General features: G+C 44.1%; 22 protein-coding genes and 1 tRNA gene. 5 read left to right on the top strand and 18 right to left on the bottom strand.

Features of this window, described 5'->3' with window-relative positions:
• Window positions 1-129: 129 nt before the first annotated feature.
• Complete coding sequence (ricT, locus tag CLV31_RS00915) at window positions 130-1,503, top strand: regulatory iron-sulfur-containing complex subunit RicT (RefSeq protein ID WP_111391255.1); 1,374 nt, start codon at window positions 130-132, stop codon at window positions 1,501-1,503.
• Window positions 1,496-1,954, top strand: a complete 459-nt coding sequence (locus CLV31_RS00910) for a gliding motility lipoprotein GldH (RefSeq protein WP_111390993.1) — start codon at window positions 1,496-1,498, stop codon at window positions 1,952-1,954. Before ricT ends, CLV31_RS00910 begins: the two co-directional genes overlap by 8 nt.
• A 21-nt stretch (window positions 1,955-1,975) precedes the next feature.
• On the opposite strand, the gene CLV31_RS00905 is transcribed toward CLV31_RS00910, so the two are convergent.
• Window positions 1,976-3,277: a nitrogen regulation protein NR(II) gene (locus tag CLV31_RS00905; RefSeq protein ID WP_111390992.1), complete on the bottom strand. Its 1,302-nt coding sequence runs from the start codon at window positions 3,275-3,277 to the stop codon at window positions 1,976-1,978.
• A 242-nt stretch (window positions 3,278-3,519) separates the two neighbouring features.
• On the bottom strand, window positions 3,520-3,774 hold the full coding sequence (locus tag CLV31_RS00895; protein WP_111390990.1) for a hypothetical protein: 255 nt from the start codon (window positions 3,772-3,774) through the stop codon (window positions 3,520-3,522).
• Window positions 3,775-4,338: 564 nt separating this feature from the next.
• Between CLV31_RS00895 and CLV31_RS00885 the strand changes: the two genes are divergently transcribed.
• Window positions 4,339-4,427 (top strand) — tRNA-Ser (locus CLV31_RS00885).
• A gap of 704 nt (window positions 4,428-5,131) precedes the next feature.
• Here the strand turns inward: CLV31_RS00885 and CLV31_RS00880 are convergent.
• Window positions 5,132-5,809, bottom strand: coding sequence for a metallophosphoesterase (locus CLV31_RS00880; RefSeq protein WP_111390988.1), 678 nt, complete (start codon window positions 5,807-5,809; stop codon window positions 5,132-5,134).
• Between the two features lie 329 nt (window positions 5,810-6,138).
• Here CLV31_RS00880 and CLV31_RS00870 point away from each other — a divergent pair, with 329 nt between their 5' ends.
• A complete protein-coding gene (locus CLV31_RS00870) occupies window positions 6,139-6,339 on the top strand; it encodes a hypothetical protein (protein WP_111390986.1) in 201 nt (66 codons plus the stop codon).
• Between the two features lie 14 nt (window positions 6,340-6,353).
• On the opposite strand, the gene CLV31_RS00865 is transcribed toward CLV31_RS00870, so the two are convergent.
• The 15 genes from CLV31_RS00865 to CLV31_RS00785 form a co-directional block, all read right to left on the bottom strand.
• Window positions 6,354-6,605, bottom strand: a complete 252-nt coding sequence (locus tag CLV31_RS00865) for a hypothetical protein (protein ID WP_111390985.1) — start codon at window positions 6,603-6,605, stop codon at window positions 6,354-6,356.
• Window positions 6,606-7,058: 453 nt separating this feature from the next.
• Window positions 7,059-7,964 carry an ArdC family protein gene (locus CLV31_RS00855; RefSeq protein ID WP_111390983.1) on the bottom strand — a complete coding sequence of 302 codons (906 nt, stop codon included), beginning with the start codon at window positions 7,962-7,964 and terminating at the stop codon, window positions 7,059-7,061.
• An 826-nt stretch (window positions 7,965-8,790) separates the two neighbouring features.
• Complete coding sequence (locus CLV31_RS00845) at window positions 8,791-10,743, bottom strand: heavy metal translocating P-type ATPase (protein ID WP_111390981.1); 1,953 nt, start codon at window positions 10,741-10,743, stop codon at window positions 8,791-8,793.
• A 13-nt stretch (window positions 10,744-10,756) separates the two neighbouring features.
• Window positions 10,757-11,374 (bottom strand): hypothetical protein, encoded by a 618-nt coding sequence (locus CLV31_RS00840; protein WP_146250844.1) that lies wholly within the window; start codon window positions 11,372-11,374, stop codon window positions 10,757-10,759.
• A 14-nt stretch (window positions 11,375-11,388) separates the two neighbouring features.
• Complete coding sequence (locus CLV31_RS00835) at window positions 11,389-11,757, bottom strand: DUF3703 domain-containing protein (RefSeq protein ID WP_111390979.1); 369 nt, start codon at window positions 11,755-11,757, stop codon at window positions 11,389-11,391.
• Window positions 11,758-11,866: 109 nt separating this feature from the next.
• Complete coding sequence (locus CLV31_RS00830) at window positions 11,867-12,283, bottom strand: Fur family transcriptional regulator (protein WP_111390978.1); 417 nt, start codon at window positions 12,281-12,283, stop codon at window positions 11,867-11,869.
• A gap of 14 nt (window positions 12,284-12,297) precedes the next feature.
• The gene (locus CLV31_RS00825; RefSeq protein ID WP_111390977.1) at window positions 12,298-13,500 is read right to left on the bottom strand and encodes an efflux RND transporter periplasmic adaptor subunit; all 1,203 of its coding nucleotides are present in this window, start codon (window positions 13,498-13,500) and stop codon (window positions 12,298-12,300) included.
• 14 nt (window positions 13,501-13,514) lie between these two features.
• A complete protein-coding gene (locus CLV31_RS00820) occupies window positions 13,515-17,891 on the bottom strand; it encodes a CusA/CzcA family heavy metal efflux RND transporter (protein ID WP_111390976.1) in 4,377 nt (1,458 codons plus the stop codon).
• Window positions 17,892-18,039: 148 nt separating this feature from the next.
• The gene (locus CLV31_RS00815) at window positions 18,040-18,438 is read right to left on the bottom strand and encodes a hypothetical protein (protein ID WP_111390975.1); all 399 of its coding nucleotides are present in this window, start codon (window positions 18,436-18,438) and stop codon (window positions 18,040-18,042) included.
• Between the two features lie 57 nt (window positions 18,439-18,495).
• The gene (locus tag CLV31_RS22005) at window positions 18,496-18,705 is read right to left on the bottom strand and encodes a GDCCVxC domain-containing (seleno)protein (RefSeq protein ID WP_103923850.1); all 210 of its coding nucleotides are present in this window, start codon (window positions 18,703-18,705) and stop codon (window positions 18,496-18,498) included.
• Complete coding sequence (merTP, locus tag CLV31_RS00805) at window positions 18,706-19,305, bottom strand: mercuric transport protein MerTP (protein WP_077353374.1); 600 nt, start codon at window positions 19,303-19,305, stop codon at window positions 18,706-18,708. It abuts the gene before it with no gap.
• The gene (locus CLV31_RS00800; protein ID WP_200820543.1) at window positions 19,302-19,670 is read right to left on the bottom strand and encodes an ArsR/SmtB family transcription factor; all 369 of its coding nucleotides are present in this window, start codon (window positions 19,668-19,670) and stop codon (window positions 19,302-19,304) included. The genes merTP and CLV31_RS00800 overlap by 4 nt, the downstream gene beginning before the upstream one ends.
• A gap of 98 nt (window positions 19,671-19,768) precedes the next feature.
• Window positions 19,769-20,995, bottom strand: a complete 1,227-nt coding sequence (locus CLV31_RS00795; RefSeq protein ID WP_103923848.1) for a hypothetical protein — start codon at window positions 20,993-20,995, stop codon at window positions 19,769-19,771.
• The gene (locus CLV31_RS00790; RefSeq protein ID WP_103923847.1) at window positions 20,992-21,432 is read right to left on the bottom strand and encodes a Rieske (2Fe-2S) protein; all 441 of its coding nucleotides are present in this window, start codon (window positions 21,430-21,432) and stop codon (window positions 20,992-20,994) included. The genes CLV31_RS00795 and CLV31_RS00790 overlap by 4 nt, the downstream gene beginning before the upstream one ends.
• 12 nt (window positions 21,433-21,444) lie before the next feature.
• Window positions 21,445-22,629, bottom strand: coding sequence for a di-heme oxidoredictase family protein (locus tag CLV31_RS00785; RefSeq protein ID WP_111390974.1), 1,185 nt, complete (start codon window positions 22,627-22,629; stop codon window positions 21,445-21,447).
• Window positions 22,630-23,577: 948 nt separating this feature from the next.
• Between CLV31_RS00785 and CLV31_RS00775 the strand changes: the two genes are divergently transcribed.
• Window positions 23,578-23,829: a hypothetical protein gene (locus CLV31_RS00775; RefSeq protein WP_111390972.1), complete on the top strand. Its 252-nt coding sequence runs from the start codon at window positions 23,578-23,580 to the stop codon at window positions 23,827-23,829.
• The last annotated feature ends 24 nt before the right edge of the window (window positions 23,830-23,853 follow it).

The raw sequence follows: 23,853 nt of genomic DNA, 5'->3' as shown, positions 1-23,853 counted from the left end.
CAATATCTAACCGAGGCGAAAGCCCTGTATATATCAATTATGGCTGGATGTAGTACCTGCTCCACCACCGGAGGTGGTACCGGAGGCTGTCAAAACAATGGCACCTGCGGAACGAGCGATTGCAATAAAATGAATTCTTTCGACTGGCTTTCCCATATGGGAATCCCTCAAGTGGACAATTTTGACATTGTTGAGATCAAATTTAAGGGCGGAAGAAAAGAATATTTCAGAAACGTAGATTACTTATCTCTCAACACCGGTGACCCGGTGGTAGTAGATGTACCCAGTGGACATCATATCGGATACGTTTCCCTTCAGGGCGAACTGGTCAGACTACAGATGCAAAAAAGAAAGGTTCGAGATGATGACAACATCACCCGAATTTACCGCATTGCCAACCAGAAAGACATGGAAAAGTGGGCGGAAGCCCGAAACCGGGAGATACCTACCCTGTATCGATGCAAGCAGATTGTCGACGAGCTTGGCCTACAGATGAAAATGTCTGATGTGGAATTTCAAGCTGATAATTCGAAGGCGACATTTTACTATTCCGCAGAAGATCGGGTTGATTTTAGAGAATTGATCAAAATTCTAGCTGGAGAATTTAAGATCAGAGTAGAAATGCGTCAAATCAGCCTGAGGCAAGAGGCCGGAAGATTGGGAGGAATTGGAGTTTGTGGAAGAGAGCTTTGCTGCTCTACCTGGTTGGTGGATTTCAAAAACGTCACCACTTCGGCTGCCCGCTACCAAAATCTTTCGCTCAATCCCGGAAAGCTAAGCGGACAGTGCGGACGGCTCAAATGCTGCCTCAACTATGAATTGGACACCTATATGGATGCTATCAAAGACATCCCTCAGGTCGAAAAACCGCTCCAAACCGAGCAAGGTCCTGCCAAGCTACAGAAAACGGATATTTTCCGAAAACTCATGTGGTTCAGCTACAACAATGACAACGACTGGCATAGTATCACCTGTGATCGCGTAAAGGAAATTCAGGAATTGAACGAACAGGGAATCAAGGTATTTAACCTCCAAGTAGACAAGTCGACGGATGTGGAGGACTTGGCTGCGCAATCGACCCGCGAACTAGAATTGCTGGATAAGAAATTTGCCAAAAAGAAAAAGAAGAAAAAGAAAAAGACAAGAGACGGTCAGCCCATAGAAGCGGCAAACAAGCCTGCAACTAATCAACCGGAGCGTCAAAATCCAAGAGCCCAAGATCCGAAAAGTGCACCATCCAGACCTCCCAGGGCATCGGAAATCCCTGGTCCAGGATCTCAGGAGCCAAAACAGGGTGGAGACAATCGCCGCAAAAAGAAAAACAGAAACCGTCCTAATCCCGGACAACCAACCAATCCCAACGCCCAAAGAGGAGAAAAATCAGAGCGTCCTGTACCTAAGCCAGAACGAAACGAGACCAAACCTGAGGGTCCAAAACCCGAAGGAAAGCGTCGGTTTCCTCCAAGACGAAACGAAGGTCCAAACAACGGTGGTAATGAATAATTGGAAGCAATTACTTGGTGTAATTCTCCTCAGTGGACTGTTTTCATGTGAAGGAGACCGGCTTTACGAAGAGTTTCATTCTTTCGACTCTTCTGTTTGGATAGAAACGGATTCAGTGGTTTTTGATTTGAATCATTTGAAGACCTTGGAAGGCAAAGGATTGATTGGCGTAAGGTTTAATGAAAATTATCCCTTTTCCAATTGCTATATCAGGATCATCAGCCGGGATTCTAGCCATGTGGATCTCAACAATCTACTGCTTAATGTTCCCATTTTTGACTCTAAATCAGGACAGCCACTGGGTACAGGTTTTGGAAATACCTTTACTAAATACGATACGCTCCCATTCGATTTCCCAAAAGAGACCAAAGAAATCTTACTTGTTCAATACATGAGAAAGGCTGAATTGGAAGGGATTGAGGCAGTCGGATTGAAAATCCTCAAACCCTAAGACCAAAAAAAAATGAGTGCCTTAATCAAAGGCACTCATTTTTTTTGCATGCTGTCGGATCAATTGATCCATTTCCTTAGTCAGGGGCTTGAGGTACTCAAAAAGCTTGTGATTTTCTTGATCCAATTGTTTTCTGTCAATCAATTCAAGCAATCCCATCATGGTAGACAAAGGCCCCCTCAGGATATGGGAAGGATAAAGGGCAAATTCTCTAAGCGTTTCATTTTCTTTATGCAATTGCGCCAATTGCTTTTTATGAAACGAAATATCCTTTACATGAATCCAAATTCCTTCAAAAAGACCACTTTCAGAGTACGTTGGATTTACGGTCACGTTCCAATAAGAGAAGTCTTTGGTTGGATTCAACATCTTCAATTCCAACTCACCCGTCATTCCCATTTTTGCCTCTTCAATGGCCTTTACCAACCTTGAAAAACGATTGGATTGACTGGGAAAGGATAACGATTGTCCCTCGGAGTAGGCGCGTCCTTTCCAGTTTCTCCCCACCACTTTGCCAAGTTCATTTTGTTGGACTAGCTTACCTTGGGTATCCAATACAAATACTGCATTGGGGAAAGTCTCCAGAATCTCCTGACTGATCACTTTTGCAGGCGAATTGATGGTCATATTTTGTTCTTTTGGCACCAAGAAAAGTTGAAAGCCCTCGCCACAGGATACCAGCAAAGAGGCATAGGTTGAAAATTTGCCTTCATTCGTCTGAATCAAGAAACACTTTGGTTTAGACTCATTGGACAAATTATCCACCAGATAGTTCATTTTTTGAAATCCCGAAAAGGCAAGCGTTGAGGTAAGTTCTGCCTGAAGCCACTCAGACTTCTTAGGAGAAAACCAAGATTGGATTTTACTATCCCATTCTTGAATTTTAAATTCTGAGTTCAAGGATATTTTCCCAAAACCCAAAACATCCACCAAGTTATTCCAAGGCATTTCCTGCTCCAGAAACTGAATGCCTACCCCAATTCCAATAATGGCAGAGATATCCATGTCGGGAGTAGTAATCACTGAGAATTCCCACCAAACTTGGGAAAAGCTATTATCTGAATGAATCGGATGCTCCAACAACAAATGGCGCGTGATCTTGGGTGCCCCAAGCATCAATTCCAATGAATAACAAAACTCCTCAGCAGAATCGACAGAAAGGTATTTCCAAAACTCTTTCTGAAGAGGCTTTGCGCTTATTCGTTCATAGTTGTGGTTGAATTTCAATATCCGGCCTTCCACATCCGTGATGACCAGATAGAAGTGCCCCGACTCCATCAGGAAGTCCGGCACAAGGCTCTCAATATCAGCGGTACTTATCACAGGATTATTGGGGTAAGGTTTAATTTTTCGAAAAATGGATAAAAAATTTTATTAAAAAAAACAGCGATTTTAAAGAATATAATGCTTGAAAATGAGCCATTTCCATATTTTATTCTTAGAGAAACGCAAAAAAGTTGAACCTCTAACAAAAAATGCTTTTCGTCCCGAAATCGGTTCAAAAAGCATTTCAAGTATTTTTTTCGAGATTTAATGAAACCCGCAGGTATGTAAATCAACGGCACCTAGGCCATCACCATACGGGGCAGGGAAAAATTATTGTAATCGATCTCTTTCACGATCAGAATCAATGCATTGGCAAAATCCTGTTTGCATGTGAGCGCCCGATATTTCCATTCCGGTTTTGAGGAGTACTCTACGGCAGAAGATCCAAATAATCTTTGGAGTTCATCAATTGAATCAGAGTAGATAAACAAGGTCCCATCCATTTCTCCACTTCCCTCTATCAAAAAATCACATTTTAAAGTTTGAATAATCATAATCCATTAGACGTTTGGTCAAAATTAAAGCTTCATTCAAAGAATAAAAATACCCACTAGTGGGTATTTTCTGTTTTTACCCGAAATTTTTTCCAGAAAATTCAGTTAAACTCAGAATATTCCTAATGATATTCTGAAACAGAATAGGATTTCCAAATGAAGCTTATTGGTACAATCTCGCAATCTGCTTATCAGCCGATTGATCTTTATTTTGGTTTTGGGCGAAATCATTGATTTTTGGGCACCCTATGGTATAAGGATAGAAGTCAATCCTGTTCACTCAATCGGAAGCAAGAAGGAAATGAAGATCGAAAGGATAAAAAATTGCCAGTTCCCAAGTTACCCGAGCTTAATTTTTGGGGATCAATAAAGTTCTACTTGTCATAATTTCATTTTCCTTAAAAAGTGTCCTAAAATATTCAAATTGATTTTCAGACAATTAATACGAATTTGCTTCCAGGTAATTTGTTTGGGATGGGTTACTTGTATAAGTATTCTCAATTGGCTTATATTTGCATCACTTTGAAAAAGGGAAGTGATTTCCCGACAAGCTCAAAGTGGAATAGAGAGTTGGGTGAGTGGCTGAAACCAACAGTTTGCTAAACTGTCGTACGGGTTAAACTGTACCGGGGGTTCGAATCCCCCACTCTCTGCAAACAAACACCCTAACTGCCTGAAATATTGGTAGTTAGGGTTTATTTTTTGGAGTCAGTAGCTAATTCAGTAGCGAATCTGTCTGATTTTTGAATTGATACTTCCACGTTTCGTCCCAACGTTTCCCCAATAGAACTTGTCCGCTGTTTTTTTGAAAAGTTTTCAGGGACTTCCCTTCAACCTGTAATTGATCAAATCCTGGGATCTATCTACCTGGAACTTCAATTGAATCTTTTCAAATATCGATCCTCGAACACTTCGTACGGTGCGAGGTGTACGATGCGTACGAGCTGTACGAATTGCAAAAAATTTTAGAAACCAAAAAGAAACTTCAATGCCGCAAAAGATCCCAAAATGAAAAAGCTGAAGGAACCAAAGCTAACTAGCCTAAATCCCACCTTCGAAAGGAATGGCCTCTTCAAATGTGAATCTTGGACCAAGGAAAGTACAAATCCAGATCCGAGAAATAACGTGACGATAAGGAGTGGCTCCAGCATGAATTCAGATAAATGGATTAGGTTGGATTGAACTTACGAAAAACTAATCCCAATAAAGAACTTCAATCTCTTGCATTCCAGCTAGTGGCGAAATGTGAAATTGGATCACACTTTTTTCTGGGCCAAATATGTAGGTGACTATTTTTCAAATATAAACATTGCTGCTTTACTATGAGATTCCATTTTTTTGATTTTTCCAATTAGGCCTAAGCTAAACCCCCATTTTCAGAGATTTGAATCGTGGAATAATCGATTGGATTGATTTCATCAAATATCAACCCAGTAAGCAGCCCACCATATCCACAGCAGGTATTGATATTGATGCCCTGCCCTGTTTCACTTACACTCCTTATCGGTAAGTGGCCATGAATAAAGCGCTTCCCGGTCCAATGTGGCTCATAATCATAATTCCACATCAATTCATCCATTGACTTTTTTCCAAGTTCCTCACCCGTATCTCGCAAGACAGCATGGCAAAAGATAAAATCTCGGGTTTCGTGAAATAGGATGGTTCCATTTAAGAAATCATAAATTGCTTTCCTTCCCTCAGCATCTAATTCCTTCCACTCGAAGAAAGACTTAGCTGCTTGCCAATAGTCAAATTCACCATTGAGAACGGTACCGATATCCATGGGACTCGCTTTTTCCTCAATCAAGTCCAAAAGCATCTGATCATGATTTCCCCTGATAAAGATCCAATCAGGATGTTTCTTTTGGGCTTCGATTAGGATCTGAAGTGTTTTGACTGCCGATGGACCTCGATCTACATAATCACCGAGGAATATTGCTTTTGCATCCAATTCTTCGCTGAGCCTGACGGCTTTGGCAGCGGCTTGATAGCAGCCGTGGATGTCTCCGAAGGCAATGATTAAGTTATTTTCCATTTGGTCGAGATTAAAGGATAGTTATGGGCATGTCATTATTTTTGAAACTAGTTTTCCAAACAAGGCACAGTCCAGAGTATTTCATTCAGAAGTGTAATCATAAACACAGCCACTAATTCCCTACTAACCAAAACTTTATCCAAGGCCTTTATTAGTACCATTCTAATACCAGCTTTTGCGTTCACGTCTCGATTGATCAGACTTTGAAAATTCGAAACAGATTTGAACACATATTTATATAAATACTTTTTTATTTATTTATATGTAAAACCCAACACGCTTTGATCCAAAACCGTAAAATAGTATATTGATTATCAAACCGTTCAATCATGTGGCCAACCATCAAATTTTTAGGAACTATTTTCATCAGCTTCATTGCAATGATTGGAGCATTGGGAGCAGAAAATCCTTTTCTGCTTTTTGCAGTTGCGTGGGGGATTTGGATACTTTACATCTTAAGCCTACGGACAAAAAGAAAAAAGGAACTGGACAGGGAGCGGTTGATTCGGGAAATTTTGGATAAGCTTTAAACGTATCCGAAATTTCAAATATTTATCCCCTTTTCTCTTAATTCCCTCAAACTGGCCGCTAACGTGATTTCATCTCCATTGTCTATTGATGCAATCGCCAACAAGCACAATTCCTTTAGGTGCCGACCCGCTGCGAGTCGCTCATAAGGCAACTTCAAATTGGTTTCACAGATCCTTCGAATCTTCAATCTGATACGCTCCTCCAAGGTCACCAATTCTTCCCGGAGACTTTCCTCTTCGAGTGTTAATTTTCTTGACAAATCCATGTCAACATTTTAAACACTAGAAAAAAATCTTGCAAGAACCAATCACTTTTTGATAATGCCTATTTCTCCAAGATTAGAAGATTGAAGATTCCTAACTAATCCAAAAACCTGTCAGTTTTCCAAATTCCACATCCACCTGTCTGCTGCTTTCATCCAATCTCCAATTGGATCCCCAGACTGCGAACGCCAATAAGTTGATCGGTGGAAGAAAAAGAAAAGCTCCCCTTCTTCTATTCCAAACCTGTTGGTTAAGAAATAATCCCTGATTTGATCTATAGTAGGGATTCTGCAACCTGATTTCTTCCGTTTTTTAGCTCCATCATTCATGGTCTTTTTTGATTTAGTGGAGCGATAAACTTCCTGCAAGAATTTCTCTCCTATTCAGAAGTACCACCGAAGGGGGTCGATTTTTTTTGGTGGATGGAAAGAAAAAATTGACAAAAAAAAGGAGAATTACTCCTCCCCTTCTTGGTCAATTCCAAGGATGTAATTGGCTGCTTGATGTGCTTTTTGGGCTGCATAAATCAGCATTTTTGGATCTTCCTGAAGTGGTTTAAACCATCCTTTCAGGTAGGCCAAGGAGTTTTTGAAATTGGCATCCTTGATTCCGGCAAAAGCATTCAAAAAACTGGCTCCCATTTCGGCAATCAATTCCTCTTTTGAATATTCCACCGAACCAAAACCAACCAAAGCCGGTCTTTCGACAAATCTTCCTAATCTGATCGAATGGCCTGTGCTATGGATCATTTCATGAAAAAGAACAGAATAATATTGCTCGTCTCCTTTGAAGGATTCCTTTTCCGGCATATTGATTAAATCTTTGGATGGGCTGTAAAATGCCTCGTCTCCTTCATGAAAAATATCCGGACAGGTGGTGTAGCCTGAAATGATTGATTCGCAAGTTTCGATTGGGGAAAAAACCCTTTCTTCAGCACCGTCAATGGAAAAATCGATTCCTTCTATTTGATCGATATTGAAAACCGTCCAGATAAAGGGGGTAAATTTCCTTCCAAACAGGTCCTCGCTTTCTCCTTCTTCATTGATAGCCTTTCCTTTTACAAACTTGGAAATCTTCCAGAATACGACTTTAGAGCCTTTTTCATCCTTCTTGACATTACCGCCAAGGTGTTTTGCCTGATTATAGGTCAGGAAATAGGGACTTTTGAATTTCTTAGAAATAGTCACCCAGGCAAGCCAAAGTGCATTGAATCCCAAATAAGGACGGTTGGAAGCATAATTCTTCGGAGAGTTTTTAGGACTCCATACCTGTTCCCAAGTAAGATTTTCATTTTGGATACCTTCGATAATTTCATTGGTGACAGTTTCCGCTAATTGGTTGAAATTTTCCCAAGCTTTCATAGTGATAATGTTTTAAATTGTGACAGAAAAGGATTGATAAAGTGATTATTGATTTGTCTATCAGCCACATAAAGCCCAGTTATATCCAAGGATATTAGGAAGTTCGACCCGACACTTATACCGAGATTTTTCCCGAGTTCAAGGGGTAATTTTTTGGAAGTGAAGGGCGATATGTGGGCGTGAAGTGACATTTTTTTTATCCACTGGTATTGAGGTTCTGACCGACATGCAACCCAAGGAGTGTGGCTCTGCATAGGGCAAAAGCTTGGGATAAAAAACTGGGAGGCAGTCCGTAGGAGACCCTGTTTTTTAGATCAGGGCGGAGCGCACTTTTGACTGTTGCAGGTTCGCACTCAACCTTTGCATCGTCGTGTCATACACCGAAGACCGGGGGATCGAGTAGAAAAAAATGGAATGGAGCGCTCACCGACCGAAACGGACAAAAATCTCGATGTACTCGGAAGAAAAATCAAAAAAGGCTTGCCCCCCTAAAGGAGGTTCGGGCTACTGCTTCACGATACGGCCTTCCCGAGTCCAAGGCTTGCCGGGACTTAGGAGAAGGGTAAGTGGAGTGAAGCGGTAGCCGTGGGGAGTGAAAGCCCTTTCCTAAAGTGGAAAGAAAAGAGCTGTCATTTGAAAAATGGCGCGAATGGATCGAAACGAAAGGAGTGGGCGAAACGGGGGAAATGACTTAGGGATGGAATTGAAAATCCATTTGAAAACGAGTCTTTAACTTCAACCGGTTGAAAAAGTAACCCAACCTTAGGAATGCCAACCTTCAGCTAAAGAAAAAGAGGATTGCAAGTACACCTGATTGAACTTTGGGTTAAGAGCGCTGTATTCTTACAGCGTTCAAAATTGCCAGCAATGCCACTCCAACGTCGGCAAAGACTGCTTCCCACATGGTGGCTATACCTCCGGCTCCAAGTGCCAGTACAATAACCTTCACTCCAAAAGCCAAGCTGATATTTTGCCATACGATCCGTTTTGTCTGCTTGCCTAACTGAATAGCAGTAGCAATTTTTGAGGGCTGGTCAGTCTGAATCACAACATCAGCTGTCTCAATGGCTGCATCACTACCCAAACCACCCATTGCAATTCCCACATCGGCCAGAGCAAGGACAGGAGCATCATTGATACCGTCCCCCACAAAAGCAATGACCCGGCTGGCATCTTTTTTCAGTTCTTCTACCTTTTCCACCTTTTGCTCAGGCAGCAGATCACCAAAGGCTTTATCTATTCCGAGTGATTTTGCCACCTGTTGGGTCACTGCATTCTTATCTCCTGACAGCATGATCAGTTCCCGAACTCCTAATTTGTGTAGTTCATTGATGGACTGAACAGCATCTTCTTTCAGTTCATCCGCGATCACTAGATATCCCGCATATTTTTGGTCTACTGCTACATGGATAACGGTATTGACCTCCCTGGCTGCATCAGTATGGGTAACAATCCCTTCCTTATCCAGCAGTTTTTGATTGCCTACCAGCACATGCTTGCCATTTACAATTCCTTTCAGTCCGTGCCCGGCAATTTCCTCCTGTTGTTCGGGTTCTGAAATTTCTCTTCCTTGCTTTTTAGCATACTCTGTAATGGCTTTTGCGATGGGATGGGTGGATTTGCTTTCCATTGCTGCTGTCAGACTAAGCCAATCAAGTGTAATTCCCTCCATGGTCACGGCTTTCTGAACTTCAAACACTCCCTTTGTAAGTGTGCCTGTTTTGTCCATCACCACGGTAGTAACGCTGGTCATGAGGTCAAGAAAGTTGGAACCTTTAAACAGTATGCCTTTTCGGGAGGCTGCACCAATCCCTCCGAAATAACCAAGTGGGATAGAAACAACCAACGCACAGGGGCATGAGATCACCAAAAAGATCAAGGCCCGATAAAGCCATGCTTCAAACATATAGTCTTCCAAAAAGAAATAAGGCAAGAAGGCCAGGCCGATGGCCAGAAAGGTGACAATGGGTGTATAGACCCGTGCAAACTTACGGATGAACTGTTCAGTTTTTGCCTTGCGTGAGGTGGCATTCTGGACTAGCTCAAGGATGCGGGCAATTGAACTTTCATTGAACCGTCTGATAACTTTCAATTCAATCAGCCTATCGAGGTTCACCATCCCAGCAAGCACATTTTCTCCTTTGTTGTAGGTCGCAGGTTTGCTTTCGCCAGTTAGGGCCGAGGTATTAAAGCTGCCTTTTTCACTGATCATTTCCCCATCGAGGGGTACTTTTTCTCCGGGTTTAACCTGGATGGTTTCCCCAATTTGTACTTCCTCGGGGTGTACGGACACCGTTTGCCCACCTCTATAAACCGAAGCCGAATCGGGGCGGATGTCCAACAGGGCTTTGATGTTTCGCTTGGCCCGGTTCACGGCCGCATCCTGAAACAACTCACCGATGGCATAGAAAAGCATCACCGCAACCGCCTCTGGATATTCCCCTATGGCAAAAGCCCCCAATGTGGCTATGCCCATGAGGAAAAATTCAGTGAACACATCACCTTTTAAGATGGACTTCCAGCCTTTGACCAACACCGGCCATCCCACGGGCAAATAGGCCAGCACATACCAGCCAATGCGAATCCATCCCTGGAAAATTGCAGGCTGTCCCAACTGGTCAGCGGCAATTCCAGCAAGTAGCATGACAAAGCTCACCATACCACTTCCCCAAGTTTGCAGAAAAGTTGGAGAGGTTTTTTCCTCTTCCTTTTTTGGTTTGCCTGGATGCTGGTCAGTGCTGCAGCAGGCTTTATCGTCTAAGTGATTTGTATTTGTCATCGTCTAATCTGTTTTAATCTGTGAAAAAGGAAATGATGCCAGTGAGAATAAGTATGCCACCGGAAATCAGTCCTGCATTATGTTCCAATTTGTGCCAGTTGAATCGGTGCAGCCCTTTTTGGGCCAGGTAAACCCAAAAAGTAATCCCGAACACAGAAACAATGGTGTAGAGTAGTCCCACAGCTAGGATCATTGGAAAGCCATGAGTTCCTGCCATAAGGAAGTAGGCTTCAATTTCCAGGCAGGGCGAAAGAAACATGGTAAATACCAGCAAAGTCACAACCTGCGCTGCTCCTGCTTTTTCCAGCTTTTGTTTTTCAGCAATGTGAAAGTGGTGGTGACGGTGGTGTTGAATGACAAAATAAAAGCCGATAGCTATAAGCAATCCAGGAATGACCCAACGGGTGTAAGTGTGTAGGTTTTCAGAAAGTGACAAGCTGAACAAACCCAAAAACACTCCTAACAAAAAGGTGCTCAGCGAGTGAGCCAAAGCTGCCATCGCTGCAATGCGAACCGTCTTGATTCCCTCCCATCCAAACTTTTCTTTCAGGGCCAGCACCGGCAGCCAATGGCTGGGAATCAGTCCATGAAGGAGACTGAGCATAATGGTACCGGTGAGTAGAGCGGTCATTCTTTAGGACTATTTTATTTTTTGAACTGATTTATTATTGCCTTCAGATCTGCTGGTATTTCCATAGGCAAGAGAGGCGGAACATTGGCGCCTCCAGTATTACCTACAGGTATTTTCCCTACAAAGGATTTTACTCCACCTACAAAGAGCCTGAGAATCTGACCCCGTATTTCCTTCCAGTCTTTGATTTTAAAACCAAACCGAAGCATGAGCCAATGCACTTCAGAGTGCTGGTAAGGATAGGGCTGACCAAGGATGTGGGCCCTTTCCAGATGCTGCCAAGCTTCCCGTAAAAACCACTTCCCCAGTTTATCCCGATATGCATCCAGTTCTTTTTGATAATGTGGCTTTAAGCCTTTCGGCATGGTGGTATTAAATTTCATATGCTCCTAATCATCCTAAGTTGTGAGGTTTTCCATGATGCATGGTTTCATTTCATTGGATGTTTGACTTAAAATTACTAGTAAACCCAATGCATAGTACTTGCAATATTCATCCTGCACATTTCCCGCAAATCCCCTTTACTACCAAGTTGGCTTCTTCCCCTTTGAACATGCTTGGCAGTTCAATTTCCGGGATTTTATACTTGGGCAAACAGAAGGTTTCGCTACACACCCGACAATGAAAATGCACATGCAGGTCCCTTTCGATATTACACTCGCATCCCTCTTCGCATAGGGCGTATTTAGGCGCTCCGGTACCGTCATCGATACTGTGCACCAGTCCATTTTCCTGAAAGGTTTTCAGGGTGCGGAATAGTGTCACCCGGTCTGACTTTTCAAAGGCCTTTTCCAAGTCGGAAAGGCTGATGGCCGTCTCTTGACCTGCCAGTGCTTCCAACACCAACAGCCTCATGGCTGTTGGTCGGATGTCTTTCTGCTTGAGTTTATCTTCGAGTTCTTTGATCATAAGGATGATTCATTTTAATGTGCGTGTCCTTCTCCTTCTTCTTCGGTATTTTTGGCTTTAGCCAACAAGGTGAAAGCACCTTTGGTGACCACTTGAAGGGCACTTAGGTCCTTTTCTGAATCGGCCAAAGAAATCTGGGTATAGCCATCTTCGGTATATCCTTTGATGACTTCCATCATTTCAAAATCATGAACGGTTGCACCGTTTTCTGTTTTTTCTCCTGTATAGGCAAAGACATATTGTTTTCCACCAAACCGAACGATTCCTTCCTCTTGGATAGCCAACACTTCGTTGCTGTCGGTTTCGATCCTTGCAGCTATATACATTCCCGGCTTCAAATCTTCGTGCATCTTTTCTAAGTGGCCATGTACAGTCACCGACCGGTCTTCCCGCACTCCGCTACCTATCAGAAATACTTCTGCTTCCCGCCATTCTTCAGGAGAATTCGCCAATGCAAAGCGGATCCGTTGTCCTTCCTGCACTCTGGGGATGTCGTTTTCATACACGGTAAGTTCCACATGCAGGTCTTCGGCATTGGTAATGTCCATGATCACATCTTGCGGGTTGATGTATTTGCCCACATTGGTATAAATCTCCCGAACGGCACCGTTAACCGGAGCGAAAATATTTACAGAAGCCGAGATATATCCTTCGCGGATTTTTGCCGGATTGAAGCCAATGAGCTTCAATCGTTCTTCCATAGTTTTAATCCGGGCTTCATTAGCCAGAAAGTCACTTTTGGCTTGCTGAAATGTTTTACCAGAAGCTACTTTTTCATCAAACAGCTCCTTCTGACGGTCAAATTCGGCTTTCAGAAATTCCTGTTTGGCCAGACTCTCCAGGTATTCTTGTTGAAACTGGATGAACTCCGGATTTTCAATTACCACCAATAACTGACCTTTTTTAACCTTTGTGCCAGGCAGCATTTCAGTGTATTTCACAAAGCCTCCATAGGGCATATGGATGGAAATATTGCTTTGCGGGGGCACGTCAATCACCCCGTTGACCCGGAGTTCCGAACCAATAACCCGCTTCTCAAGGCTTCCGAATTTGATGCCTGCCTGCTCAAACTGCGCTTTGGTAAGTTCCACTGTATTCTCACTTTCTGTATGATTCACCTCAATGACTTCCTCATCTTGTGGTCCGCAGGAGGAAATGGTCAACCCCAGGAGAAGAGCCATTGAAGTTTTGCTGATGTATTTGAATATATTTTTCATTGTTGAATGTCTTTTTATTGAACGCCTGAAATGAACTCGATCTGGATAACAGTCTGATTGTACTGGTTGAGAATGTCCAGGTAATTAAACCGGACAGCCAATGCCCGGTTAAGTCCCTGAATGTATTCCACGTAGCCGATTTCCCCGCTTTCAAATCCTTTTTGAGCCTGTTTAAGAATTAGCTCTGCCTGAGGCAGTGCGTTTTGCTCATAATACTCAAGGCTGGTCTGAAATTTTTGGTACTGCTGAATGAGTGAGTTTAGCCTGCCTTGCAGTTGGTTTGTCACCGCTTGCAGCCGTGCTTCGCTTTCCTGCTTTTTCAATTCGGCCGCTTTGATGGCCGATGCTTGGGACTTCGCCCCAAAAATGGGGATGGCCATTCCCACTTGAAATCCGGTGAACCGGTCGCTGGAGGTAAAAGTGACGGGGTTACCATCCAAATCCTGATTAGGTCCATTGAGGGACTGGTTGAAATACCCTGCCGAAAGGTCGGGTAAGAACTTTGCCTTCTCCACCGATTTCTCTTTTTCGGCTACTTCCATTTGTTGGCGAAACCAGGCAAGTGTAGGATTGTTGGCAATTCCTTGCGTATCGAGAAGTACATTGCTCTCCCTTGCTTCCAGATAGCCCATGGCGATATCCCCAATACTATCCAGATTAAGCAAGGTTTGCAGCTGTGTCCTGTGGATTTCGATATCCGACTGGTTTTGCTGAAGCATGGCCTTGAGTTCTGCTACTTGGGACTCCGCAGTTGCTTTTTCAAGCAAATTGGTTTCCCCGGTTTGATAGCGGAGACTGGCCACTTGGACAAATCTCTCGTAAATTTCATCTTGCTCCTGCAGTAATTGTTGTTTGCTTTTTTCCAGCCACAACAAATACCAGGAAACCTTTACTTGCTGAACCAGTTCGTTTTGGGTAGCCGAATGCATCCATTCACTCGCTTCAATCCGTGCTTTGGCCAATTTCTTTTGATTGGCATAAACCGTGGGAAATTCCATGGATTGGGAGATGTTGAACTGATTGTCATTGTTGTAAATGCTGTTGTACTGTCCGTGAGTGAGGCTAAAATTGGTTTTAGCCATATTCCAGCTGGTCCCTTTCAGCTCCCTTTCCTGCTGGGTTTGCAAGTCTGCTGCTTTCAGGGTTGGATTGTTTTGGATCGCAACTTGAATGGCTTCATCCAATGACTGATAGCTGACCAGAGAATCCTGCGCCTTGGCTTTAGGCATCTGAACACAAAGCAAGCCGATAGCCAAAAGTGGAACAATTGCCCCTGGTTTCATCTTTATCCCTCTTTCAAAATAATAGTACAGGATAGGCAGCACAACCAATGTCAGAAAGGTAGCCGTGATCAAACCGCCAATCACTACAGTGGCCAGTGGACGCTGGACTTCTGCACCACCGGACTGGGACAGAGCCATCGGCAGAAAGCCCATGGAAGCCACGGCAGCCGTCATGATTACCGGTCGCAGACGTACACTCGTGCCTTTGTAAATCCGTTCGAAAATATCAGATACACCTTCTTTTTTCAGGTGATTGAATTCACCAATGAGGACAATGCCATTCAGCACTGCTACCCCAAATAAAGCAATGAAACCAACGCCTGCAGAAATACTGAATGGCATATCCCTGAGCCATAAAGCGAAGATTCCCCCAATGGCAGAAAGTGGGATGGCTGTGAAAATGAGGATGCCCTGCTTAATGGAACCGAAAGTGAAATAGAGTAACACAAATATCAATAGCAGGGCTAGAGGCACAGCTAAGGAGAGTCGTTCACGGGCTTCAACCAGGTTTTCAAACTGCCCACCGTAAGACACGGTGTAGCCGGGTGCAAATACGACCGTCTCTTCAATTTTCTGCTGAAGCTCTGTTACTATGCTTTCCACATCCCGGTTACGTACATTGAATGCTACAATGATCCGTCTGCGGGTGTCGTCTCGTTGGATTTGGTAAGGACCTTCCTGGATTTCCACTTCGGCCACCTGATAGAGCGGTATTTGGTGTCCATCCTTCCTAGCGATGTAAAGGTTCTGAACGGACTCTACATCCTCCCGATTGGTCTTATCCAATCGGACCACCAGGTCAAAGCGTCTTTCGTTTTCGTAAACCAGCCCTGCAGACGCTCCGGCAAAGGCAGCCTGGACCGAGCGGTTTACATCCCGGATGGTCAGGCCGTATTTGGCCAATTGATCCCGTTTGTAATTAATGACAATCTGCGGAACACCGGTTACCTCTTCTATATACAAATCTTGAGCACCTTCCACACCGGAAGCCAGCCGTCCTATCTGTTCGGCATATTCCGAAAGCTCATTGAGATCCTCTCCGTATATCTTAACCGCTACATCCTGCCGAACCCCAGTCATGAGTTCGTTAAAGCGCATCTGGATGGGTTGCTGAAATCCGAAAGTAACTCCCGGAATGACCTCCAGAGCTTCGGCCATTTTGTTGGCTAATTCTTCCCTGTTAGAGGCAGAGACCCATTCATCTTTGTTTTCCAGAATCACCATCATGTCAGCAGCTTCTACCGGCATGGGATCAGTTGGGATTTCTCCTGCACCAATTTTAGATACTACCTGCTTTACTTCCGGGAACTGTTCTAGTAGAATTTTTTCTGCCTGAGTCGTTGCCTGGATGGTGTTTTCAAGCGAGCTGCCAGTCATCACCCTCGTTTCTACAGCAAAGTCTCCTTCCTCTAGGGTTGGAATAAATTCCCCACCCATATTGGAAAAGACCCAAAAGGAAGCCAGAAACAAGCCCGCAGTCAGGATTAAGATCAGCGGCCTTTTGTGCATTGACCAACGGATAGCCGGATCGTACAATCTGTGGAAAAAAGCCATGAGCTTGTCCGAAATATTGGGCTTGTAATCAGTGTTCTTGCTCAGAACCAGTGCTGACATCATCGGCACATAGGTTAGCGAAAGGATAAATGCTCCCAGAATGGCAAAACTCACCGTCTGTGCCATAGGGCCAAACATTTTTCCCTCAATCCCCACTAAAGCAAGAATGGGGAGGTACACGATTAAAATGATGATTTCTCCGAATGCGGCGGAATTCCGGATTTTGCTGGCCGACTGGTACACTTCCTCGTCCATTTCATTCTGGGTCAGCTTTCTTCCCAGTTTCAACAAGCCCAAATGATGCAACGTGGCCTCTACAATGATGACCGCCCCATCCACGATCAACCCAAAATCAATAGCGCCCAAGCTCATCAGGTTACCCGACACGCCAAAGAAGTTCATCATTCCAAAAGCAAAAAGGAGCGCAAGGGGAATGACCGAGGCTACAATCAAACCTGCACGGAGATTTCCCAAGAGCAGCAACAAAACAAAGATCACGATCAAGGCACCTTCAGCCAGGTTTTTGCTCACCGTACCAATGGCAGTGTTTACCAATTTTGTTCGGTCCAGGAAGGGCTCGATGGTTACTCCCTCCGGCAATGTTTTTTGTATCTCAGCAATTCGACTCTTTACATTCTCAATTACTTCCGCGGAGTTTTCTCCCTTTAGCATCATCACAATGGCACTCACCACCTCACCCTCACCGTCTCGGGTAGTGGCTCCATACCGCACTGAATTACCAAGATTTACCTCAGCCACATCCTTTATGAGAACCGGAATTCCATCCGGATTATTTTTGATGAGCATGTTTCGGATGTCGTCCATGTCGCTCACCAGGCCTTCACTTCGGATAAAATAGGCGCTGAGGTTTTTTTCAATGTAAGCCCCTCCGGTATTCTCGTTGTTTTCTTCCAGTGCCTGGAAAATATCGGCAATGGAAACGTTCATGGCCTTTAGTCTATCCGGGTCTATGGCGATTTCATATTGTTTAAGGTAACCGCCAAAGCTGCTCACATCCGCAACCCCTGGAGTACCGAGTAATTGCCTTCGGACAATCCAGTCCTGAATCGTACGAAGTTCACGGGCATCGTATTGATCTTCATAACCCTTCTCGGTTCCCACCACATATTGATAGATTTCTCCGAGTCCGGTAGTGATGGGAGCCATGCCCGGCTGACCTACACCCGGAGGGATTTGTGCTTGTACATCGGTCAGCCTTTCACTTACCTGCTGACGAGCCCAATACACATCCACATCTTCTTTAAACACGATGGTCACCACAGACAAACCAAAGCGGGAAAAGGAACGAATCTCCTCCAACTCCGGGATGGTTGCCATGGTAATTTCGATGGGGAATGTAATTAAACGTTCTACCTCCTCAGCTGCCAGAGATGGGGAGGAGGTGATGACCTGAACCTGATTGTTAGTAATATCCGGTACGGCATCAATGGGAAGTCTCGAAAGGGAGTAGCCTCCCCAAATGATCAAACCAAGCGTGAGCAGGCCTATGATCAGTTTGTTTTTGACTGAAAATTGAATGATTTTATCCAGCATTTTTTAGCATTTATGAATCTGATTTTTTGGATAGACAGGGCAGAAAAAGCCCTTGAATTTTGAGCTGGGGGAGTAAATTGAAAATGCAGGATCACCTCCATGCAACAGCTTGGAAGTAATAACTACTTCAATTTAAATGTCCGGAAAATCAGGCCTTGGGCGGCTGGAATGGGGATTCGGGGTGTTCAGAGCAGAGTGAGAAGCTGTAAAAACCTGTCTGAGTAAGTGTGAAAAAGGATTGGGTGGGTATTTCCACTTTTTCCATTAAAGGGGTAATAAAAATGGAGCCATGGGAACACTGATGCTGGTCATGGAAGGGTAAGTTCTTGTCATGCTCGTCATCATGGTGGTGGTCTTCTTCATTTTGACCGTCTCCATAATGGAAATCAAGAAATTCCAGAAATGAAGTTCCGTCGTGTTCAGACTGCTCCTCGTAGTGTTCAAAAAGTACTGGAAGCTTTGGCAATTCACAGCATAAATCCATAGTAGGCCCCAATGCCTGGATCAGGAACAGAAAACCTAACGATATGGAAAGAATGAATTTCATTTGCCTGCAAAGGAACACAATAATAGGACGCAAGGGTATTGCAAATCGAACAAGATTTTAGCAACAGCTACCGCCATTTTCCTGTATTGGCGGACATTTGACCGTTCCATAACTGCAATACACGCAACAATCTCCTTCTTTTGGTTTTAGCACCTTGTGGCAGTTTTCACATTCATAGAAATACTGACAGGCGTCAGTGGGCATGGTTTCTTCCTTCTGATGGCCACAATTAGGGCAGGTGATGGTTGATTCTAATATGATTTCCATTTATTTCTCTGTTTTATTGGTCACGGAATATCCCGTTGAGTTGATGGCTTGTTGTATTTCCTGAATACCTGTTTTTGTATTGTCAAATTCTACAACGGCATTGCCCAATTCATAAGAAGCAGCTACTCTTAGTATACCATCGAGCTTATTTACCTCGTGCTCGACATGAGTTGCACAGCCCTGACATGTCATTCCTTTGATTTCAAAATTTACGGTCTGTATATCGGACTTCTCTACGATGACCAGTTGCTTGTCGGCTTTGGGGTAGAAAATGTGAGCATAGAGCGGAAATGTTAACATCAGGGCTGCAAAAACCGTGATTATTGATAAGAACTTTTTTGTCTGCCAAAAGCTTGGTTTCTCATCATCTTCACATGCACATTCGATGTCTTCTGCTTTCCTGGCTTTAAGCTTCTGGTACCAGGCAAATCCCAACACAATCACGGTGATACTTACAAAAAAAGGCCGTGCTGGATCCAGCCAGGAGAAAGTGGACGCGATCCCGCTCGCACCGGCCACTAGAGCAAGCACCGGGGTGATACAGCAAAGGGAACTCACTAAAGCGGCTATAAGGCCGCTGGTTAAAAGGGATTTTTTCATAACGTAGCAATTGAATTTGGGAGGTTAAACAAATCGAGCACTGACGAAATGATTCGCTGACTTTGCGCTTCTACTGAATAAAAAATGGTTTGCCCCGATTTTTTAGTAGTCACGACTCCTGCATCCTTCAGCTTTTTCAAATGTTGGGAGACGGCCGGAACTGTCATACCCAAAATGTCTGATAAGTCGCACGGACAAAGTTCATTTTCCTGATTCAGGAGGTACAGGATTTTGAGGCGAACCGCATTACCGGCAAGATTCAGTACATCTGCCAGTTCTAAAAAACCTTCCCCCTTGCTTTTCAAGTCTTCCCTGCACCTATTGATCTGGTCGCTATCGGCAAAGACACGGATGCATGTATTCATAACTTTGTATTTAAGCATTTGCTTAACAAAGGTATGGAGTGGAACTTATTTAAGCAAAGCCTTAAATACTGAAATTACCCCTTTGGAATACAATGCAGTTAAAAGTAGCTTGATAACCCAAATTGCACTCCCCCGATTTTAGCCGGTGGATTTCCCAAGATATCCTGTTGTTGCATGTACCGGTAGTTAAGTCGGATGACGGTTTGTGATACCGGCCTGAAACTGATTGCCGGAACTACTGCCCACAAATCATCAGAAATATTTCCTCCGGTTTCCTCGAAACTTCCCACGTTCCAGTCCACATATTCCAGTCGGCAGGCCAGACTGAACACTGCTTTATCAAAACCTGCCAGTTTTCCTCTCAGGATAGGTTGTACAATGTCTACGAACCCTCCCTTTTGCCGTTCACCATATTGCTGACTATAAGTCTCCGGTACATCAACCAGTACCCAGGCCCATTCGCCAACCAAATAAGTCTTTGTTGCCGAAATGGTAGTATTGAAATCCACCGCTAATACGTCCAGGCGTCTTTTGGCATCCAAAACGAGACCATCTTCCTCAAATCGGTTATAAATCCCCCCCATGTAGGAAAGTCCTATTTCTCCCACCTTGTTGTTTCTGACTGCTATTTTGCCCGTAAACAAGGGTTGCCCATTACTGCTTTCCTCAAAGCGCAGGGCATTTTCTTTTGCTGCCGGGAGGAAAGTTTTGTTTTGATTATTGCTGATGATACTGTTGTCGAAGCCATTGGTCAGGTAAGCTTCATACCCAAAAGCCCAGGCCTTTGAATAATATTTACCATACAGACCAAATCCGACATTGCTCCAGGTGGCTGGCAGCATTTCTGTCATGGCAATTGGCCGATCCACAAATTCCCATTTTGGACCGTCATGATTTTGGTTGAATGCCCCGATGGGATTCATTACCACTCCACCTCGGAGGTTTAGTAGTGGATGAAAAGTTAAATCCAATGCAGCAAATTCGATGGATATTTGTTTTCCACCTTCCTCCAACTCAATCTCAGAGAGGAACTTGATTTTCCTGTGAATCGAAGAGGCGACAAAGAGCGTAAAGCGGGGGATACGAAAACTGTGGCCCTCAGTGATCCCATCTTGGCCCATGTATTGATAATCGGCCTCTACGTACCCGCCAATGGAAGCCGGTAAATTCCCTATCTGAAGAAAAGGACGGTTGTACACTGCATCCATGTTCATGGCTCTGGTATATGAAGTATCGACTGGTACTCTTTTTAACAGCGTACTGTCAATCTGGGCATTTGCAACCAAGGCAAACAAGAAGACTGGAAGGAATAAATATTTTTTCATTTCAAGTCGATCTTCAAGGTGTTTGCTTCAATCCGAACCGGAAAGGTTCGCAAGGGGTCGTCTGCCGGGCCGTTTTGCACCATACCGGTATTGGTGAATTCACTACCATGGGCCGGGCATTGGAGCCTGTCGCCAAAAACCTGAAGTTCTGTGCCTTGATGGGTGCACCGCATCCATAAGGCTTGGTATTCTGTTTCAGACAGCCGGAAAACCGCAATCGGATATTGAAGTGATTCGTGATGCGCTATCACACTTGGCCGGAAGCTGGATTGATCATCCTTCGAATTCACGAATGCATCCAGCGGAACAATCATATAATCCCCTTCAAGGCTAGCCTGAAAATACCTGGTGCCCGCACAGGATGTTAAGCCGGAAATTCCCGTCATGATGCCAAAGCACCCCCATCCACAGGTTTTGATAAACTCATTTCTATTCATGGATTTGGAAGATTATAAGGATTCAAGAAAACGGATCAAAGCAGTTCTATCTTCGGCAGATAGCGACTCAAACTTGGTACGGCTGCTATTTGCCTCACCTCCGTGCAGTAAAATTGCCTCCTCAATGCTGCTGGCCCGGCCATCGTGCATGAGAAAGTAGCTGCCTCCTTGGGAATTTGGAGAAAGACCCAAACCCCAAAGGGGAGGTGTCCGCCATTCGAAAGTTTCAGCAGAGCCTTCGGTTACACCGTCATCCAATCCCGGCCCCATATCATGCAACAACAGGTCTGTATAGGGAAAAAAGGTTTTATTGGACAAAGCTACAATATCAGAGGTTGGGGTGGTCCATTCTGGGGTGTGGCAATCCCCACATTGGATTTGGGAAAACAAAGTCTTACCCTGAATTATTTGTTGGTCATTTTGTGAGCGCTGGATAGGTGCTTTTAGTGTACGGAGGTAAAAAACCACATCCCTGACGGTCTGGTCGCTCACTTCCTGATCCACTTCCAATCCTGAAAAAGGGTCAACTGGTTCAAATGTAGAAGTGATGCCCATGTCCTGGTTGTACGCTGATACGGTCTGCTGGAGCAGATCGATGGTAGCTGCCTTTTTGCCAAAGCGCCCCATATAGCGCCCATTTGCATCTTGATGAAACCACTTAGGAACAAAATAAGCGGGAGGATTTACATAGTTGGGCACCCCGGAAATTCCGTCTCCATCAAGATCATAAGGGTCTGCATTAGTCAGGATCTGCTCATCTGTAAGGGCTGACAGCAAACCCAAGCCCGTGACGGCAGGTGGGGTTAGCTTCATAAATGGTGTTCCTTCCGGAAGTATTTCCGGTGTGTATCCTGGTATAGCTCTATTTTGGAGTTGAGGACCTCCGATAAGCAGGTTGGGAGGCGTATTTGGAGCCGTCTGACCAAAGCGTGTCAGTGTAGTAAACGGATGGCCTTTTCCATCACCAGCATGGCAACTACCACAGGAAGTAGCCACAAATGTAGGCCCCAGACCTGTTCCGGAGGAAAATACCTCATCATTGAAGGCAAAATCCCCGGCCAGAAATCGGGCTTGCTCGCTTGAGTTTAGCCCATCAATTGGGCCGTCTAGAATTTCATCCACTGCCGGTGGCTCGGGAATGATATTTTCACAGGCGAAGGCCAGACAGCCTAGTAGTATCAGAATCAGCTTCTTCACATTCTTATTATTAGAATGGTAAAAGTAATAAGTTAGACTTATCTAACATATATCTTTTATGATAAAAACTTTATTTTCTGAGTAGAATTTTTCCCAGGTTCTTGTGTGACAGTCAGTTGTTTTGATGGTGCGCAGTTATCTGTCCGATAACTTGACGGCTTTATTGGTTAATCGCTTGCACTTGGGGAGGAGGCTCATGCTACGGCTTCACAAAACGGCCTTCCCGAGTCCCAGGCTTGCCGGGACTCGGGAGAAGGGTAAGTGGAATGAAGCGGTAGCCGTGGGGAGTGAAAGCCCTTTCCTAGAGTGGAGAGAAAAGAGCCGTCATTTGAAAAATGGGGCGTATGAATCGAAACGAAAGGAGTGGGCGAAACGGGGGAAAAGGCTTAAGGATAGAAGCGAAAATCCTTTCTCTTGGAAACTGAGAAAGATTGGGAGTGGATTGTCTGGCCGAAGGAAAGCCCCGCCTTGCCTTTAAAGAAAAAGGAAACCCGACTCAAAAACATAAAAAAATCGACACACCCTTTTACTGTAAAAGAAAATAAATGAGCTTTTTATTACTTTTTTTTAACCCTGAGTAATATTTCTCCGTATATTTGAGTGTAGTTCTTTGAAAGTTTGCGATTTGCCATCCCAAGTGCCTTATAATCGAGGCAAATGAAGAGAGCTTGCTCTCCACCCTTCAGCGGGTTTTTGTAGTTAAATCATGTTCCTCCTCCAAAGCACAGTACTGAAAGGTTTCCCAGAAAAGCGGAAAGCCACTCAGGTACAAAGCCATAGGTCCAGAACAGTCTAATTACATGTAGTCTTATTGACAGAATAGAAAAAACAGTTTACTGACTTTAAGCAGAAATTGTGAAGTGTAATTACCGTATCCAATATGGGATGGCTTTGACGGGTCTGAATTAAGCAGACGGATATCCCGTCAATAATTTAATCAAACTCCATATGGAAAAAGAAAAATTAAAAAATCGCAAAAATGACCTGCTTTGCGAAAAGTTAAGGTCGCTACTAAATGAGAACGGGTACGGGTTCTCGGATGAAGACAAAGTTCTTTTGGAAGAAATTTTAAATGAACTTGAGGAGTTATCCAAAAGGGAAATTGATGGTAATAGCCGTGATGCCCCTTTAAAATTTCTCCTTATTGCAATGAGGTTTTTGAAACTCTTTGGAATCGACGACATTGATCAATTGTTCTAATCCCACTTCACATTTCTTTTTTAA

Origin of the sequence: Algoriphagus aquaeductus, from assembly GCF_003253485.1 — a bacterium.
Taxonomy (GTDB): Bacteria; Bacteroidota; Bacteroidia; order Cytophagales; family Cyclobacteriaceae; genus Algoriphagus; species Algoriphagus aquaeductus.
The sequence above is the reverse complement of the archived record's forward strand: the minus strand, read 5'-3'. Positions and strand labels throughout refer to the sequence as shown.